This is a genomic window from Paenibacillus prosopidis (assembly GCF_003337375.1).
Taxonomy (GTDB): domain Bacteria; phylum Bacillota; class Bacilli; order Paenibacillales; family Paenibacillaceae; genus Pristimantibacillus; species Pristimantibacillus prosopidis.
Genome location: NZ_QPJD01000005.1, coordinates 18,855 through 33,900, shown reverse-complemented (window position 1 = coordinate 33,900; position 15,046 = coordinate 18,855). Strand labels below are relative to the sequence as shown.

Annotated in this window: 17 protein-coding genes; 13 read left to right on the top strand and 4 right to left on the bottom strand. The window is 46.1% G+C overall.

Features of this window, described 5'->3' with window-relative positions:
- Positions 1–39: 39 nt before the first annotated feature.
- The 7 genes from DFP97_RS08740 (at position 40) to DFP97_RS08710 (ending at position 5,154) form a co-directional block, all read left to right on the top strand.
- Positions 40–1,971, top strand: a complete 1,932-nt coding sequence (locus DFP97_RS08740; RefSeq protein WP_114379623.1) for an asparagine synthase-related protein — start codon at positions 40–42, stop codon at positions 1,969–1,971.
- Between the two features lie 27 nt (positions 1,972–1,998).
- A complete protein-coding gene (locus tag DFP97_RS08735; protein WP_245976023.1) occupies positions 1,999–2,142 on the top strand; it encodes a paeninodin family lasso peptide in 144 nt (47 codons plus the stop codon).
- A 171-nt stretch (positions 2,143–2,313) separates the two neighbouring features.
- The gene (locus DFP97_RS08730) at positions 2,314–4,236 is read left to right on the top strand and encodes an asparagine synthase-related protein (protein ID WP_181873418.1); all 1,923 of its coding nucleotides are present in this window, start codon (positions 2,314–2,316) and stop codon (positions 4,234–4,236) included.
- A gap of 30 nt (positions 4,237–4,266) precedes the next feature.
- On the top strand, positions 4,267–4,404 hold the full coding sequence (locus DFP97_RS08725; RefSeq protein WP_114379620.1) for a paeninodin family lasso peptide: 138 nt from the start codon (positions 4,267–4,269) through the stop codon (positions 4,402–4,404).
- Between the two features lie 133 nt (positions 4,405–4,537).
- Complete coding sequence (locus DFP97_RS08720; protein WP_114379621.1) at positions 4,538–4,675, top strand: paeninodin family lasso peptide; 138 nt, start codon at positions 4,538–4,540, stop codon at positions 4,673–4,675.
- 101 nt (positions 4,676–4,776) lie between these two features.
- Positions 4,777–4,914: a paeninodin family lasso peptide gene (locus tag DFP97_RS08715; protein WP_114379620.1), complete on the top strand. Its 138-nt coding sequence runs from the start codon at positions 4,777–4,779 to the stop codon at positions 4,912–4,914.
- 102 nt (positions 4,915–5,016) lie between these two features.
- A complete protein-coding gene (locus DFP97_RS08710) occupies positions 5,017–5,154 on the top strand; it encodes a paeninodin family lasso peptide (protein ID WP_114379619.1) in 138 nt (45 codons plus the stop codon).
- A gap of 101 nt (positions 5,155–5,255) precedes the next feature.
- On the opposite strand, the gene DFP97_RS08705 is transcribed toward DFP97_RS08710, so the two are convergent.
- Entirely contained in the window at positions 5,256–7,595 is a 2,340-nt protein-coding gene (locus DFP97_RS08705; RefSeq protein ID WP_114379618.1) for a golvesin C-terminal-like domain-containing protein, read from the bottom strand.
- A gap of 301 nt (positions 7,596–7,896) precedes the next feature.
- A complete protein-coding gene (locus DFP97_RS08700) occupies positions 7,897–8,253 on the bottom strand; it encodes a helix-turn-helix domain-containing protein (RefSeq protein WP_114379617.1) in 357 nt (118 codons plus the stop codon).
- A gap of 223 nt (positions 8,254–8,476) precedes the next feature.
- Between DFP97_RS08700 and DFP97_RS08695 the strand changes: the two genes are divergently transcribed.
- From DFP97_RS08695 to DFP97_RS08685, 3 genes are read left to right on the top strand one after another with little or no spacing between them, the layout of a single operon-like run.
- Positions 8,477–8,833, top strand: coding sequence for a cupin domain-containing protein (locus DFP97_RS08695; RefSeq protein WP_114379616.1), 357 nt, complete (start codon positions 8,477–8,479; stop codon positions 8,831–8,833).
- A 26-nt stretch (positions 8,834–8,859) separates the two neighbouring features.
- On the top strand, positions 8,860–9,621 hold the full coding sequence (locus DFP97_RS08690) for a sugar phosphate isomerase/epimerase family protein (RefSeq protein WP_114379615.1): 762 nt from the start codon (positions 8,860–8,862) through the stop codon (positions 9,619–9,621).
- Positions 9,622–9,625: 4 nt separating this feature from the next.
- Positions 9,626–10,639: a Gfo/Idh/MocA family protein gene (locus DFP97_RS08685; protein ID WP_114379614.1), complete on the top strand. Its 1,014-nt coding sequence runs from the start codon at positions 9,626–9,628 to the stop codon at positions 10,637–10,639.
- A 45-nt stretch (positions 10,640–10,684) separates the two neighbouring features.
- Here the strand turns inward: DFP97_RS08685 and DFP97_RS08680 are convergent, their stop codons facing one another.
- Positions 10,685–11,857: a hypothetical protein gene (locus DFP97_RS08680; RefSeq protein ID WP_114379613.1), complete on the bottom strand. Its 1,173-nt coding sequence runs from the start codon at positions 11,855–11,857 to the stop codon at positions 10,685–10,687.
- A gap of 165 nt (positions 11,858–12,022) precedes the next feature.
- On the opposite strand from DFP97_RS08680, the gene DFP97_RS08675 reads away from it, so the two are divergent.
- Positions 12,023–12,955, top strand: coding sequence for a VanW family protein (locus tag DFP97_RS08675; protein ID WP_114379612.1), 933 nt, complete (start codon positions 12,023–12,025; stop codon positions 12,953–12,955).
- A 402-nt stretch (positions 12,956–13,357) separates the two neighbouring features.
- Positions 13,358–13,645 carry a HesB/YadR/YfhF family protein gene (locus tag DFP97_RS08665; protein WP_114379610.1) on the top strand — a complete coding sequence of 96 codons (288 nt, stop codon included), beginning with the start codon at positions 13,358–13,360 and terminating at the stop codon, positions 13,643–13,645.
- 66 nt (positions 13,646–13,711) lie between these two features.
- Here the strand turns inward: DFP97_RS08665 and DFP97_RS08660 are convergent, their stop codons facing one another.
- Entirely contained in the window at positions 13,712–14,293 is a 582-nt protein-coding gene (locus DFP97_RS08660) for a DUF1697 domain-containing protein (RefSeq protein ID WP_114379609.1), read from the bottom strand.
- Between the two features lie 191 nt (positions 14,294–14,484).
- Here DFP97_RS08660 and DFP97_RS08655 point away from each other — a divergent pair, with 191 nt between their 5' ends.
- Positions 14,485–14,703, top strand: coding sequence for a helix-turn-helix domain-containing protein (locus DFP97_RS08655; protein ID WP_114379608.1), 219 nt, complete (start codon positions 14,485–14,487; stop codon positions 14,701–14,703).
- The last annotated feature ends 343 nt before the right edge of the window (positions 14,704–15,046 follow it).

Genomic DNA, 15,046 nt, shown 5'->3' with positions numbered 1-15,046 from the left:
AACCACTATTAAATATAACTAGAAATGATTGGAGTAATAATGAGTGCGATAACCGGTGTTTTTAATTGTAATGAAGAACCTGTATCTGTCGAAACGATCGAAAATATGATGCAAGCCTTGCAAAAATACCCTGCCCATGATGTGCGGGTTTGGCATGACCGTTTCGTATTTTTAGGTTGTCACGCGCAATGGATCACACCAGAATCGACTAAAGAACGGCTGCCCTTTTACGATGAACAGCATAAGCTTGCCATTACCGCAGACGCGATCATTGACAACAGGGAGGAATTATTTAACCGGTTGCAGGTTGAGCATCTCCAGCGGAAACAGATGACGGACAGCGAGCTTATTTTGGCGGCATACTTAAAATGGGGGAAGGAAGCCCCGCGATACCTGATAGGAGACTTTGCTTTCATCATATGGGATGAGCAAAAACGCCTTCTTTTCGGCGCGCGTGATCTGTCGGGAAATCGAACGCTGTATTATTATCATCATTCACGACAGTTTGCTTTTTGCACGGTGATGAATCCGCTGTTTACTATGCCTGGTGTCAAGAAGGAACTGAATGAGTCATGGTTGGCCGAGTTTCTCATGATCCCTATCATTTTGGATACGATCGATGTTCACTCCACGGTTTATGATAATATCGATCAAATTCCTCCCGGCCATTCGATTACGGTGGCGGATGGAAACATTGCATTGGAGCAATACGGGACATTCATTACGCCTGGCGGGACGCTTAAACTAAAAACAAACGGCGAATACGAAGAAGCATTTCGTGAAGTCTTTCAGGAAGCCGTTACATCGAAGCTCCGGACATACCGGAAAGTTGGTGCAAGCTTAAGCGGAGGGTTGGATTCGGGGGCTGTCGTAAGCTTTGCCGCAAACCCGTTGCGGCAGGAAGGGAAAACATTACAATCCTACAGTTATGTCCCTCCCTCTGATTTTGTGGATTGGACACCGAAAAGCTTGATTGCTGATGAGAGTTCTTATATCCAAGCCACGGTCCAACATGTAGGAAATATCGCGCACAACAATTTGGACTTCTCGGGTCGAAACTCATTTGACGAAATGAATGACCTGCTCGAGCTGATGGAGGCGCCTTATAAGTTTTTTGAAAATTCATTCTGGATCAAAGGGATTCTCAAGCAAGCGGAGAAGGACGGAGTCGGAGTATTGTTGAATGGAGGGAGCGGGAATTACTCCATCTCGTGGGGACCGGCGCTGGATTACTACGCTCAGCTTTTAAGAAAGCTGCGATTGATACGTTTTTACCATGAACTGAAGCTCTATGGCAGAAATATGAGAATCGGGAGATCCCGATTGCTGCCTATAATCGGCAAACTGGCATTTCCGGCTCCGTCTTTTTTTTCGAAGCCGCGGCCCGATATCCCGCTTTTAATCCATCCGGATTTAGCGGAACGAACCAAAGTCTTCGATAAACTTAAAAACCATAATGTCGGATTGACCAAATTTTCAATGAACGAATTTGCGGCAAGAATCGATCAGTTCGAAAATTTGTCGTTCTTAAATCATCAGGGGACGTCATCAACGAAATTATCATTACGTTATGCCGTCAGGGAAAGGGATCCGACCTCTGATCCCAGGGTGGTTCGATTTTGCTTATCCGTGCCTGTAGAACAGTATGTCCAAAATGGGATAGACCGTTCTTTAATTCGAAGGTCGACCGAAAATTATTTGCCCGATAAAGTCCGGTGCAATCTTCGGGTTCGGGGTGTGCAGGGAGCGGACTGGATCCATCGCATGATTCCATCGTGGAGTGCTTTTATGGAAGAACTTCATCAGCTTTGTGGTGATACCGGGGCTTCGTATTTTTTAAATGTGAAACAAATTAAAGAATCACTTTCGAAAATTGGAAACTCACCTAAACCTGAATACGCCTTTGATCCGAATGTAAGATTATTAATGCAGAGCTTAATTGTTTACCGTTTTATAAGGCAATTTTCATAAAGCCCCGCATGAAAGGAGGTGATACAAATGACAAAGGAAATGAAGAAAGAATGGCAGCCACTGACTTTGGAACTCCTTGATGTCAGCGCGACCATGGGTGGAAAAAATGGCGTGTATCCTGACAGAAATGGTAAAGGTAACAATAATGGTCACCCTCATGAAGATTCCTAGGATGACTGACTACTAGTACTATTATTTTCATGGCCCTTATCATTTTAACGGATAAGGGCCCTTCTTAACGATAAAGAAAGTTTTAAGTTCACGTTAGGAGACTTGCTTTATCGTTAAGAGGGTAAGGAAGAAATAGATGAAATGAATCATAAGTCGATAGGGTGTGATTGCATGAGCGTTATTGCCGGTGTTATACAATTCGATAGGCCGCTGCATCCAACTGATGGGACTGCAGATTTCATGGAAGCCGTACAGCAGTTTCCCGGAGATGGCTTTGAAACATGGGAAGATGCGTCGGTTCTACTCGGTTGCCGGTCTCAATGGATAACACCGGAATCGGTTAATGAACGCCTTCCATTTCGGGATGAGCATTCCGGACTGGTTATAACCGCTGATGCAATCATTGACAATCGCGCGCAATTGTTCGAGCAGCTCGAGATTGGACGAGACAGAAGAAGCGGGATAACGGACAGCGAGCTCATTCTGTTGGCTTATCGCAAGTGGGGCCAGGAGACGCCGCGTTATCTAATTGGAGATTTCGCCTTCGTCATTTGGGATGCTAGGAGAAAGCTGCTGTATGGGGCGAGAGACCAGCTTGCCAGCAGGACATTGTATTATCACCACAGTTCGAATCAATTCTCGTTCTGTAGTGTAATCCATCCGCTATTCTCCCTAGCGGGAATAGATAAGAGACTATGTGAAGAGAGATTTGCGGAATTTTTGGCGATACCGACACTCTTGGATGCTGTCGATGTCCATACGACTTATTATACGAATGTGTTTCAGCTGCCGCCGGCCCACTCCTTTATTTTGCAAGAAGGAAAGCTTACATTTGCCAAGTATGGTTCATTAATGCCGGAAGAAAGACTAACCTTAGGCTCTGATGACGAATATTTGGAAGCCTTCCAGGAAATATTCCAAGAATCGATCCGCTCCAGACTGCGTACCTTCAAGCAGGTGGGAGTGACCCTGAGCGGGGGACTCGATTCCGGCTCGGTGTCAGGGTTCGCAGCGGGGATGCTCTCCCGGGAAGGCAAGAGCTTGCAAGCTTTCAGTTATATTCCAGAGCGGGATTTCAAAGATTGGACGCCCAGAAGCATGTTTGCGGATGAAAGTCCTTATATTCAGTCGATCGTCGATTATGTAGGAAATATTAAGGCGAACTTATTAGATTTCCCGGGGACAAGTCCTTTTACTGAGATTGATGAATGGATCGACAGTTTAGAAGGACCATACAAAAATTTCGAAAATGCATTCTGGGTTAAAGGCATTCATGAAGAAGCGGCGCGTCAAGGAGTAGGTGTCTTGCTCACGGGCGCAAGAGGGAATTACTCGATATCCTGGGGTTCAGCTATCGGTTATTACAGCTTGATGCTGAAGAAGCTCCAATGGCTCCAATTATACCGTGAGATTACGATGTATGGCAGACAACTGGGCACCGGCCGGAAACGAATCGTTCGGGCGATTAAACAGCAGGTTTTTCCGGAGAAAGGGTCTCCGTTTCAACCGGGAGTACCTTCCATCATTCAGGCTGATTTTGCAAAGAGCTCCGGGGTATATGAGAAGCTATCGCAGTATGATGTCGGTTTGCGGGAGTCAACGTATCAAATTCTGCGGGAGCGTGAGGATTATTTCAGCAACCAGGCGGTTTTAAGTATGCAGGGCACCATTTCGGCGAAGTCATCCTATCGCCTGGGCATATGGGAACGGGATGCGACCAGCGATATACGTCTGATTAAATTCTGCCTGTCGATCCCCGTGGAGCAATATGTTAAGAATGGTTACGGGCGATCTCTCATCCGTAGAGCAACGAATAATATTCTGCCGGACAAGGTTCGATTGAATCAGCGGACTCGCGGCGTTCAAGGCATGGATTGGGTACATCGGATTATCCCCCGGTGGCAGTCTATAGAAGAAGAGCTTCGTACGCTGTGCAGGGATGAGCAGGCTTCCCGCTACTTGAACCTGATGCAAGTGAAGGAATCGATGAGCAAGGTAGGTTCGGCCATTAAGCCGGAGCAGGCTGATGACCCTAACTTAAAGCTACTTATGCGCAGCTTGATTGCCTATCGTTTTCTCAAAAGGCTGCAATAGGAAATTGCACTTGAAAGGAGGTGAAATAAAATGGAGAAAAAACAATGGACAGCACTTTCTCTGGAAGTGATGAATGTTTCTGAGACTATGGCAGGTTTCGGTGTAGCGAAAATGGACTTTACTTATGTTGACGGCAAGCTCGTAGACTTAGACGTTTATGATTCCTAGGATTCATCGGCCCTAAAGCCGGAGCAGGCTGGTGACCTCATTTAATTATACTTATGTACAGCTAGACAGCCTATCGGTTTCTTCAAAGGCGGAAATCGAAATACGAATTGCACATGGGAGGAGGTGGAATAACATGGAGAAAAAACAATGGACAGCACTTTCCCTGGAAGTGATGAATGTATCGGAGACGATGGCAGGCTTTGGCATTGCGAAAATGGACTTTACTTATGTTGACGGCAAGCTCGTAGACCTCGACGTTTATGATTCCTAGGATTCATTTATTTAACTGACACCGGAGTGCGCCGTAAAGGATCATAGCTTACGCTTGATCCTTTACGGCGCTTTTTCTGCACTTATAGGAGGTGAAATATAATGGAGAAAAAACAATGGACAGCGCTTTCCCTGGAAGTAATGAATGTATCGGAAACGATGGCAGGCTTTGGTGTAGCGAAAATGGACTTTACTTATGTTGATGGAAAGCTCGTAGACCTCGACGTATATGATTCCTAGGATTCATCGTATTTAACTGACACCGGAGTGCGCCGTAAAGGATCATAGCTTACGCTTGATGCTTTACGGCGCTTTTTCTGCACTTATAGGAGGTAAAATATAATGGAGAAAAAACAATGGACAGCGCTTTCCCTGGAAGTGATAAATGTATCAGAGACGATGGCAGGTTTCGGCACATCGAAACAGGACTTTACTTATGTTGACGGCAAGATCGTAGACGTGGACGTCTATGATTCCTAGGATTCGTCGTATTTAACCGATACACCGGAAAGCGCCATAAAGAATCACAGCTTAAACTGTGATCCTTTATGGCGCTTTTTTGTGTTCTGCCGGAGTTCAGATCAGTTCGTCGAAACAAGGATGCTGTCGAAGACAGCCGTCTGATTGTACGTCCGCAAACCGATGTACCCGCTGTTCAAGCTGGTGTCGCTAACGCTGATTTTTTTCACGCCGTCCACATAAGCTTTCAATGAGCTTCCTTTCATCTCCAGCTTAAGCTGATACCAAGTGCCTGGAGTGGCTATCATACTCGCTTCCCCGATGTTGCTCCAACTATTGCTTAGTTTTTTATACAGTTGGACTTTATTCAGATCATAATTGATGCGCAGGGTGTACATATTGGAGAAATCTGAATTTGCCCGGACAACCAATCCGGTAGAAGCGTTGGCCATATGATTGTCATACGCTTTAAAGGCAATGGTTATGGTGGCGTCAGAGTAGGTCGAACCGATAACGGTTTCGGCAATGCCTGTGCCCGATTGTTTCAAAACTTTATTGTTCAAGAGGGTGCTGTCGTGACTCACGTCGTCGCTCAAGGACCAGCTGCCGCTCAAAGGTGTCAAGCTCCCGGAACTATTGTTTTGGAAGCTGTCACCAAAGCTCTGCGGTTCAAACATGACCGCATCGGCCCTGTAGGTACCGCCTCCAACGGCCGTCAACTTCACATATTCTTCCGGTCCACCGGCGAAATACACCGTATCAATCAGACGCCACCGGCCGCCCGCTATGGTCGTCTGATGGATGGTTACAGTGTTCGTTATGCCATTGTGATAGACCGAATATTGAGCATACTTCGTTGAACCCTGATGGTAAGGATATCGGACATACACATTGTAGTATCCCGGCGTCGTGAAGTTCGGCCTCCACGTAGCCGTACTTCCAAGGGTACTGCTGTAACGGGAGCTGCCGCCGTAACTGCCGCCCAGCGTACTATCCCCCCATGTCCCCGTCTCGGTATAGCCGCTGCTTTCTTTATCGACAATGATCCCACTTTTCGCAGTAATTGGACCGATGATGTTGGAATACGGAGAATAGGAACCTTGCACATTTTTCGCTCTCAGCCTATAGTAATAGCTTGTGCCGTCCAGAGCAGATGCATCGTCAAAAATCGGTACGGTAAACGTATGATGGCGCGGGGTGGTTATATCGTCCGTCACATCGCTGCCTACTGCTGTCCACGGACCGGAAAAGCTTGTCGAACGTTCAACGTCATAAGAGCTTGCCCCCGAGACTCCCATCCAGGAGAGAGTATGCACGGAATCGACCGGGAACATAACAGGCGCATCGGGTGTCGGCCAAGGAGGAACGGCCAAGCCTCTCATCGAGTAGGCATACTGGCGCAGCAAGTCGATGGTGGCAGATTCGTTCGCCCAATCGCCGGTTGCGAAACCGGGATAGCGTAAATAGGACCACGCTCCAACCGGAGGCCAATGCCAACCGCCCATTTTGTGATGGTGCATGCTGCCCCAGAACATGGCACCTGATGTTCCATTGTTCTGAACGATGTCGAGCAGCTGTTCGGTTTCCGCGGGTGAGTAGTCGCCGAATTCGCCAATAATCAAAGCTTTTTTTCCTTTCGTTGCTTCTCTCCACTCATTGAGTTTTGTAACCATATCGACATTGTGATATTTGTAAATGTGCGGAACAATAATATCAATATTGCTGTTAATCAGTGCATTGGTCCTTATTCCTTGTGCTCGGACATATCCTCCATCGGCTACAAGGTGGTTGGAATCCAGGCTCTTTACATACGCGGCCATCTCGCTTATCCAGCTATCCGTGGAGGGAAGCTCGTTTCCCAGCTGCCATGCCAGAATGGCTTTATCGTTTTTGTACTGAACACCTGTATACGTATTGGTCCGCTGAATCACATATTTAATGAAATTTTTGAAGTCCTGCTTCACGATAGGATCGCTCCAGAAGTCATTCACCGTTTTCCCGCGGAAAGCCGACCAATCGGCAATCCCTCCGATGTAGTTGTACTTATCCACGAAAGGCACAATAAGCCGAATATTGTACTGGTTTGCCAGTTGAACAATTTTATCCAGTGTTTTGAATGCGCTTTCATTATAATCATTAGGCCCCATCACATGACGGAAGGTTCCTGCGGGATCACTGCTCATTTTCACTTCAAACGGATACAAGCGAATTACGTTAATCCCTGAGCTGCCGGCCGCGCGAATCGCATCCTCGACCTCGGACGGATCAGTCCATGCTCTATTCAATAAAGGTTCGTTGGTCCCGATAAAACGAAATGTGGATGTCCCCTCCATCAACGTATCTCCGCTGCGCGTGATATAGTCTGTGATTTCCGCGTGAACACGAGCCGGCCATAAGTTGAAAAAAGAATCGTACGTAAGCAGCATAACGGCCAAGGTGACGAGTTTCAACCATTTGTTCATGCCATTATTCCTCCTTATTTGCAATGACCATCCATATGAAATGACATCTCCAGAACTAGCGGCAGCAAAGGGAGTATCCCCCTAATACAAGATATGAAAGCGGATACAAAATCTTGCCTAATTTGATATATCGTACTGGTAATCATATTCGCATAGCGGGCAAGATGTTCTATTTCGAATGGCAAGCGCTTTCGAAACTTGCCGGCTGCATACATGTAAAAACAGGTCCGTTCATGGTGGGATTCACCAAGAACGGACCTGTTCAATATTTTTAAATTGCTGCGGTAACATCTTTTGTGGTTTATTCTTCTTTGGGTAAAGTTCGGTCACGGAGCACGCGTTCGAGCAAACTGCGAATAAGTTCCAGATCGTCCCTTTCCAAAGGTACCCCATCCCAATGAAGCTGCTCGTAATTCAAATACTCTTTCGCATTATGGTTGAGTTCCGTTGGCGGCTCCGGAAATTCGGTAAGCCCAAGAAGATAATCCGCGGACGTGCGCAGCTTTCGGGAAATCGTCTGAATGGATTCGATTGTCGGCTGCCTGTATCCGGATTCATACCCCGCATACGTGCTCTTTGCAACTCCGACGTAATCGGCCACTTCCTGCATAGTCAATTTCCTCTTTTTACGCAGTTGCTTCAATCGCTTCGCGAACATCTTCCTGTCCTCCTCCCAAACACCTATATATAGTATTTCTTTTATTTAAACCTTATTAGTATTCCTTCTAGTAAGCGCAAACATAATTATAGCATGTTTACCAGCTGTCTGCATCTGATGATAGAATGATGACAAGAAAACAATTCAATAAAGTTGTTGTAAATTCAACTGTGTTGAATTAAAATAAACCTGAATTCATCTAATAGGAAAAAGGAGGAGCAGGATGGTAAAGCCGGCAGATCTAAACAAGGAAGAGCATGTGCTCAATATGGGATGGGGAAAGATTGCCTGGTTATACGGCGAGGAGATTGATGCGGACGGCCAAATGACATTTGGCATGGTATATATCAACGCGGGCGAAGAAAACGGTCGTCATGTGCATCCTAACTGTGAAGAAATTATTTATGTATTATCAGGGGAATGTGATCATTCGTTAGGAGATGAGATGTTCCATCTCAAACCGGGGATGGCGCTTCGCATACCGCAGGGCGTACCCCATCATGCAAAAGTAACGGGCTGGGAGCCTTGCCGGATGATTATTGCTTATTCAGCTGTAGACAGACAGACGATTGGGGAATAAACCGAGCAGAGGGAAGGAGGCAGGTTATGAGCATCAAATATGCATTTTCCAGACCAACGGCTGCGCCGGATGAAGAGTACACGATGATAAAAGGCTACCTCCAGGCGGGATATGACGGGCTTCAGTTGAAATGGAGCCAATACACCCCCTATATCAAAGAACCTGAAAGGTTTATTGAACGTTGGGGACAGCCCCCAGGTATCGCTTCCGCATTAATTACCGGAGGAACGCTGCTTGACGATGAGAGTAAAGCTCAGCTTCGAGAGCTGTTCCGGTTTGCGGAGAAGGTCGGTACGGAGTTAATCATCTATTGCCATAGCGTATCGAGAAGAAGCATAACTTCCGATCATATCGCCAGGTATGCCGGGATTTTTGAAGAAATGGGTAAGGAAGCACAGCAACGCGGACTGCGCCTCTCCCTGCATCATCACTATGATCAGCCACTTATGTACCGCAATGATTTTGACGTTTTTTTTGACCAACTGCAAGCGGATTCAGCGGTCGGTTTGACTGTGGATACTGCCCATCTGGTAAAATCCGGTATTGAGGATGTGGCTGAAGTCATTCGCACCTTTGCCCCGTTCATTACTAATTTTCACATGAAAGACTTCGCAGACAATGATTATCGAATATTGGGCCGGGGAAACATCGATTTCACCCCCATCTTTGAAGCGGTTCGGAAAATCGAATATTCGGGTTGGATTTCGGCCGATGAAGAAAGCGGCGGCGAGATTGCTCGAGGGATGCAGGAATGTATTGATTTTATGAAATCGGGACTGGGAGAGTGAAGGGATGAGGACGTTTAAAGTAGGGTTTGTTGGAGCTGGAGCCGTGACACGAATGCATTTGAAGGGCTATGAGAAGCATCAGGATCGCGTAAAAGTCGTAGCGATGTGCGATCCAAATGAAGCAGCGGTTCATGAACGGGCTGATGAATTCGGGATTCCCGGGCGGTATACCGATTTGCAGGAAATGATACGTAACTCCGGCATGGAGGTTGCGGTCGTATGCACCCCCTCAACCATTCGAAGCAGCGTAATGGCTCCTCTGCTTGAGGCCGGCATTCCGGTTTTTGTAGAGAAGCCGTTCGCAGATACTTACTCCGAAGCTAAAAGTATTGCAGAGGAAGCAGCCCGCAGGCAGGTTCCGGTTTCCGTTAATCAGAACTTTCGGAAGCATCATAAGTTTGATTATATTCGCGGACTTATTCAGGAAGGGATGGTTGGAAAGCTGGAAGGCATTCATTTCTCCTCTCTTTTTTACCGTCAGGATAAAGGTTGGAGAGTGAGTACCGAACGGCATGCATTGGCGGTTATGGCGATTCATTGGTTAGACGGTATACGACGCATGGCTAATTCGGAAGCCGATTCGGTATATTGCAGCGCGTATTCTTCAAGTGCAGTCGATTGTATCGGGGAAACCGATGCAACCGTTCAAATGACGTTTGCTAACGGAGTCCGCGCACATTTCACGCAAAGCTTTTCCAGCCCTTTTATTAAAAATGATTTAGTCGTTCTCGGCAGTGAAGGTGTAATTAGCTCCAATTCGGATGTGATTGGTTTATACCGCCGGGATCCCTCTGGTGTTCCAAATTGGAATCCGACGCCTGTTCAAACCTGGCAAGCGGTGATGCCGATCGAGGAAGCCGTATTTGACGGCTTGGACCAGCTGCTCGTATGGATTGAAACGGGGATAGAGGCAGCTAATAGTGCAAGAGATAATTTACATTCGGTTTCATTGCTCGACAGCGCCTATATTTCAGCCAAGGAGAACCGGGTAGTTTCGCTGAGAAACGGATTGTTGTAACAAATTAGGCTGCCGAAGATCAGAACGGCAGCCTTTGTTCATCGTTCAAAGAGCTTTCGGATCCATCTTATCTTTGTCCGTCAAAATGTCTTGGATACGCCAAGGCGATTGCTTTGATTCCCGTTTGAAAATAAACCTGTAATCGGTGTGTCGCTCAGCATGGCTTTGTTTATGAATCGTAATTGGCAATCTGATTTCAGCAGATAAGCTATCTTCGAAGGCCTCATCATCTGCGCCGCTTGTTCTCGACTGTTTTTTTTCACGAATGGAACCGAGCGACTCCATTTCCTGGGCGAAATATGCGAATTTTTCCTTCGATAAACCTTCCGCAACCTGCTGAAGCAATTCCTGATCCTGATGGTTCATTACTTCTACGAAGCTTTTAGCTAAAATAAGCGGTGAGGCCGAATCAAAAAAAGGCCTCAAATTACCGGCAGCCTTGTGCACCATAATCTGATGCGTTAAGTCAGGAAGCTCTGACTTATGAGTACTGCTTAGATAGAAGTGAATGCAGAAATGTCCGGAAAAACCGTTCCCCGGAATACCGTCCCCTCCATGGGGCATGCCGTTCATAGAAGCGGCTATCCATTCATCGCCTGAATGAACGAGAACCGCTTTCCTTTTCCAGCTCCAGCCGTCATGATAGATTTGTTTCATAATTCGAGTATCTTCTTTTGTCACCGGCTGCACGTCCGCATGATCCTTTCCCGCCCTCCGTTGAACCAGGAAGGTTAAGCCTGTCCCCAAATCAGTTACGGAGAAAATGCTTTTTTTAGGCACCATATGCGCTGCAGATTCCCATGGAATCATTTTTCCGTAATGATGTGCCCGCAACGAATCCGCTAATTGAAGCAATTTGTCTGATGCCTTTTTTGTCAAAACAAGCCTTTGGGATGTAGATTCGTTCCATAAATTACCGGTTGGCTCTAGATGAAAATGTATTCGTTTATTATTTTGAAGCAAGGACACGTCAATATCGGGCATATAGGAAGGATCAGAAATAGTCTCCTGCTTGGCAGAGTTCAAAGCACGGGTAATTTCGGAGCTCTGGATATCAAGCTCGGTAATGAATGCCGCATTTTGCCCTGAACGTACAGTGAGGATAACCCTGTATGTCTCTGGCTGTTCAGCTGCAAATGCTGAATGGTTATGCGTAATAAGCGTGCAAAAGAAAGCTGCCGTGACAATCGCAGCCATTTGACGAAAAAACCGGTTCATCGTATTCCCTCCGGACATAGTTGAAGTTGAAGATACGGATACAAATGCTACCCGTGTATTTTCAGCAAACCGTCCATTATTTATGTGAGTACTTATTTGTGTATGGCCTTGTCATATTTGATTCATACTATCCCAGATAATAACGTATGGGGAAGGCGAGCGAACATGAGCGTGCATTGGGTTTTGGCTGTTTTATTACTTTTTCAGCAAGCAGGCGTAACCGATCCTTTAGTTGTAGAACAGCAAGGTCAAACGATTGCGGAGCTGAAACGTTCCGAATATACGCTTCCGCTGCCGGGAGTTCCGCTTGTTGACAATGATAAAATAAACAAATTAATGGATGACATGGATAAGCGGATCCATCGTGCTCCCATAAATGCCGCACTCGACGGGGGAGGGAGAATCATCCCCGAGAAAACGGGCAGCAGGCTTGACCGGAGAAGCTTTACGGAGCAGCTTTACAGCTACATATTCGAGGGTGGCTTCTCCAGAATGGAAGTGCCTTTATTACCTATTTACCCTAAGGTTGACAGCGAACTATTGGCTTCCATTAAGGTGAAAAAGATCGGTCAATATTTTACATATTATAATATAAGAAATAAGAACCGGTCTCACAATATCGGGCTAGCCGCTAAAGCTATTAACAATTATGTCGTTTTTCCAGGGGAGATGTTCTCGTTTAATGAGGTGGTGGGGAAGCGGACGGATGATCGAGGTTATTTGCGGGCGCCGGTTATTGTAAGAGGAGAGGTATCCGAAGGAGTCGGCGGAGGAATATGCCAAATATCGTCGACACTATTCAATGCGGTAGACCGTGCCGGTCTCCATATTATCCAGCGTTATTCCCACAGCCGGAACGTCCCGTATGTGCCGCCCGGCCGCGATGCAACGGTAAGCTGGTATGGTCCGGATTTTGTGTTTCAAAACAAATACAATCAACCGATCCTCATCCGTGCATTCGCGCAGGGAGGCCAAGTAAGCATCGTTATCTGCTCTTCGGATGTGATTAATGACAAGCCGAGGATGGTGCCCAGCGCATCGAAAAAATTGCCGGAAGAGGTCAGGAGCGAAATGAACGTCAGCGGTTTGGAGCCGTGAGGGAGCGAGTTGTGCTCCTATCATTGCAATTCGTTGCAATAGGAGCAAATATCAATTCAATTGTTATGCTAATCTATGCCGACAATGTCATGGGACCTTGCGTGAACGACTGGCCGTTACTTACGGACAATCACGCAAGTTTTTTTATATTTCATTTTAAATACATTATTTCCTATTGGCGTGCTTCAGCAGAAAAATATGATGTAAGGTTGACAACGTCAACTATATTCGTAATGATGGAGTAGATGGCAGCGTCCAGTAAATTTTTGAAAAAAGCCATTGATTATGCGGCTTTTCCCACAACTCTAAGTAGGACATAGCATATATATAATCATATGAGGAGTATATATTTAGAGCATAGATATTTTTACAATTTCTATACAAACTAAGGAGCTGACAGCGATGAAATTAGTGGTGGAGCAGCCAGCGGCACGCTGGTACAAGACTGAAATGGGATTGGCCGATGGAGACTCCGTCAGAATATTCGTCCGCTTGGGCGGCTGCGGCAGCGTTCATCCAGGGCTATCGCTTGGCGTCATTAAGGATGTTCCTAGAAGCGCGGGTTTGAGCGAAGCAGTGGAGGGCGTTACATTTTATATTGAGGAAGATAATATCTGGTACTTGGAGAACAAGGACCTGCGGATTTCGTTTGACGAGAAGTATGAAGAAATTAAGATGGATGTGGAATAATACGCAGCGCTCATGAGCTGCAGGCGATCATATAATAGGTATGATAACAAAAGACCGCAATGCGAGTTAACTACCCGTATTGCGGTCTTTTTTTGTGCTTGGGGCCGGTAAGGCAGCCATGGCAATCAGCTTATTAACGGTAGCCCAGTTACGCGTAGTCGCAGAAACCGTAAGCTTTTTCTCCAAAAAGTTGTTGGAGAACAGTGATTCTCCATAGCCTGCCCGGATCAAAATATAGACTTCGCGGCCGTGAACGTGAAAATCGTCAATGTCGCTTTCGAATGTCTTTAATAGTTGAACGGCCTCGATATTAGGCTCCTGTGATAAAAAGGAGACGTAAATCTTCTCATTTGCCGAAAGCTCTGTGATGTCAATTGGATTTTGTTCGACGATGAGCTCAAGCTCGCGGCTCGTCCGCACCATAACAGGGACTTGGAAGCTGTACACCTGCTCAATCTTTTGTTCGATTTTCTTTTCTAGCAGCGAAGTGTCTTGTTCTTCCGTTTCAAAAACGACATTGCCGCTTTGGATATACGTTCGAACCTGCTTAAACTGCATCTCTTTGAAAACAGCTCTTAAGTGCTCCATTTTAATAATCTTCTGCCCGCTGACATTAATGCCGCGCAGCAGTGCGATATAGACGGTCATTTCTATCTATACACCCCACTCTTAAAATTGAATGTTTCTTACACTTATTCAGGAGAGTCGCCCATCTGAAAAGATGGCCATTTCCTTCTATCTTCTAAGTGTACATAATTTAGAGCTGTCATGTAAAATAGTTAGAGCGGAAATTGGCTACAATGGAGTTGTAACATTCTTCTTGACGGAGGGGCAACCACATGAAATTTGAACTAGGCCGCTGCTTGCTGGAGCAGCGATTATCCGAATGCGGAATGAGCAGGGAGCAGCTTGCTGCTGAGCTGTTATATAAGCCGGAGAGAATAGGAGATTATATAGACAACGTACGAATAATGCCTTTAAAAGTAGCCATATCCATTGCCGACACGATAAATTGCGATGTGCGCGAGCTCTATGAGCTCCGGTCAGAGCAGAGGTGAGGCGGAAACGAAAATCCGCCTTTTTTTGTGCTGGTTTAAAACCAGCTTCCCCCTGATACATACAAGCCAATCCTATAATTGAATTAGACTTTTTGGAGAGGGCTAGTTTTTCGTTTGACTGTACAAAATCCTCTCAAACTGAGATAACTCCTTCCTATTGGCCTGATTGTATGAAATCCAATCAAACCACCTGTACTTTACTTCCACCTAATAAGGGGATTAGTGTTGTTCTACAATGGATTCGGTACAGGATAGGAGCAGAAGTTTGTTGGAGCGCGGAGCTACATTGGATTTCGTACAGTAAAAATCAGCTAAATGGGACATAACCGAGTGAAATAGGCCT

Coding starts and splice junctions, on each gene's coding strand:
- DFP97_RS08740 (WP_114379623.1), top strand. CDS start 40: ATGAGTGCGATAACCGGTGTTTTTAATTGTAATGAAGAACCTGTATCT.
- DFP97_RS08735 (WP_245976023.1), top strand. CDS start 1,999: ATGACAAAGGAAATGAAGAAAGAATGGCAGCCACTGACTTTGGAACTC.
- DFP97_RS08730 (WP_181873418.1), top strand. CDS start 2,314: ATGAGCGTTATTGCCGGTGTTATACAATTCGATAGGCCGCTGCATCCA.
- DFP97_RS08725 (WP_114379620.1), top strand. CDS start 4,267: ATGGAGAAAAAACAATGGACAGCACTTTCTCTGGAAGTGATGAATGTT.
- DFP97_RS08720 (WP_114379621.1), top strand. CDS start 4,538: ATGGAGAAAAAACAATGGACAGCACTTTCCCTGGAAGTGATGAATGTA.
- DFP97_RS08715 (WP_114379620.1), top strand. CDS start 4,777: ATGGAGAAAAAACAATGGACAGCGCTTTCCCTGGAAGTAATGAATGTA.
- DFP97_RS08710 (WP_114379619.1), top strand. CDS start 5,017: ATGGAGAAAAAACAATGGACAGCGCTTTCCCTGGAAGTGATAAATGTA.
- DFP97_RS08705 (WP_114379618.1), bottom strand. CDS start 7,595: ATGAACAAATGGTTGAAACTCGTCACCTTGGCCGTTATGCTGCTTACG.
- DFP97_RS08700 (WP_114379617.1), bottom strand. CDS start 8,253: ATGTTCGCGAAGCGATTGAAGCAACTGCGTAAAAAGAGGAAATTGACT.
- DFP97_RS08695 (WP_114379616.1), top strand. CDS start 8,477: ATGGTAAAGCCGGCAGATCTAAACAAGGAAGAGCATGTGCTCAATATG.
- DFP97_RS08690 (WP_114379615.1), top strand. CDS start 8,860: ATGAGCATCAAATATGCATTTTCCAGACCAACGGCTGCGCCGGATGAA.
- DFP97_RS08685 (WP_114379614.1), top strand. CDS start 9,626: ATGAGGACGTTTAAAGTAGGGTTTGTTGGAGCTGGAGCCGTGACACGA.
- DFP97_RS08680 (WP_114379613.1), bottom strand. CDS start 11,857: ATGAACCGGTTTTTTCGTCAAATGGCTGCGATTGTCACGGCAGCTTTC.
- DFP97_RS08675 (WP_114379612.1), top strand. CDS start 12,023: ATGAGCGTGCATTGGGTTTTGGCTGTTTTATTACTTTTTCAGCAAGCA.
- DFP97_RS08665 (WP_114379610.1), top strand. CDS start 13,358: ATGAAATTAGTGGTGGAGCAGCCAGCGGCACGCTGGTACAAGACTGAA.
- DFP97_RS08660 (WP_114379609.1), bottom strand. CDS start 14,293: ATGACCGTCTATATCGCACTGCTGCGCGGCATTAATGTCAGCGGGCAG.
- DFP97_RS08655 (WP_114379608.1), top strand. CDS start 14,485: ATGAAATTTGAACTAGGCCGCTGCTTGCTGGAGCAGCGATTATCCGAA.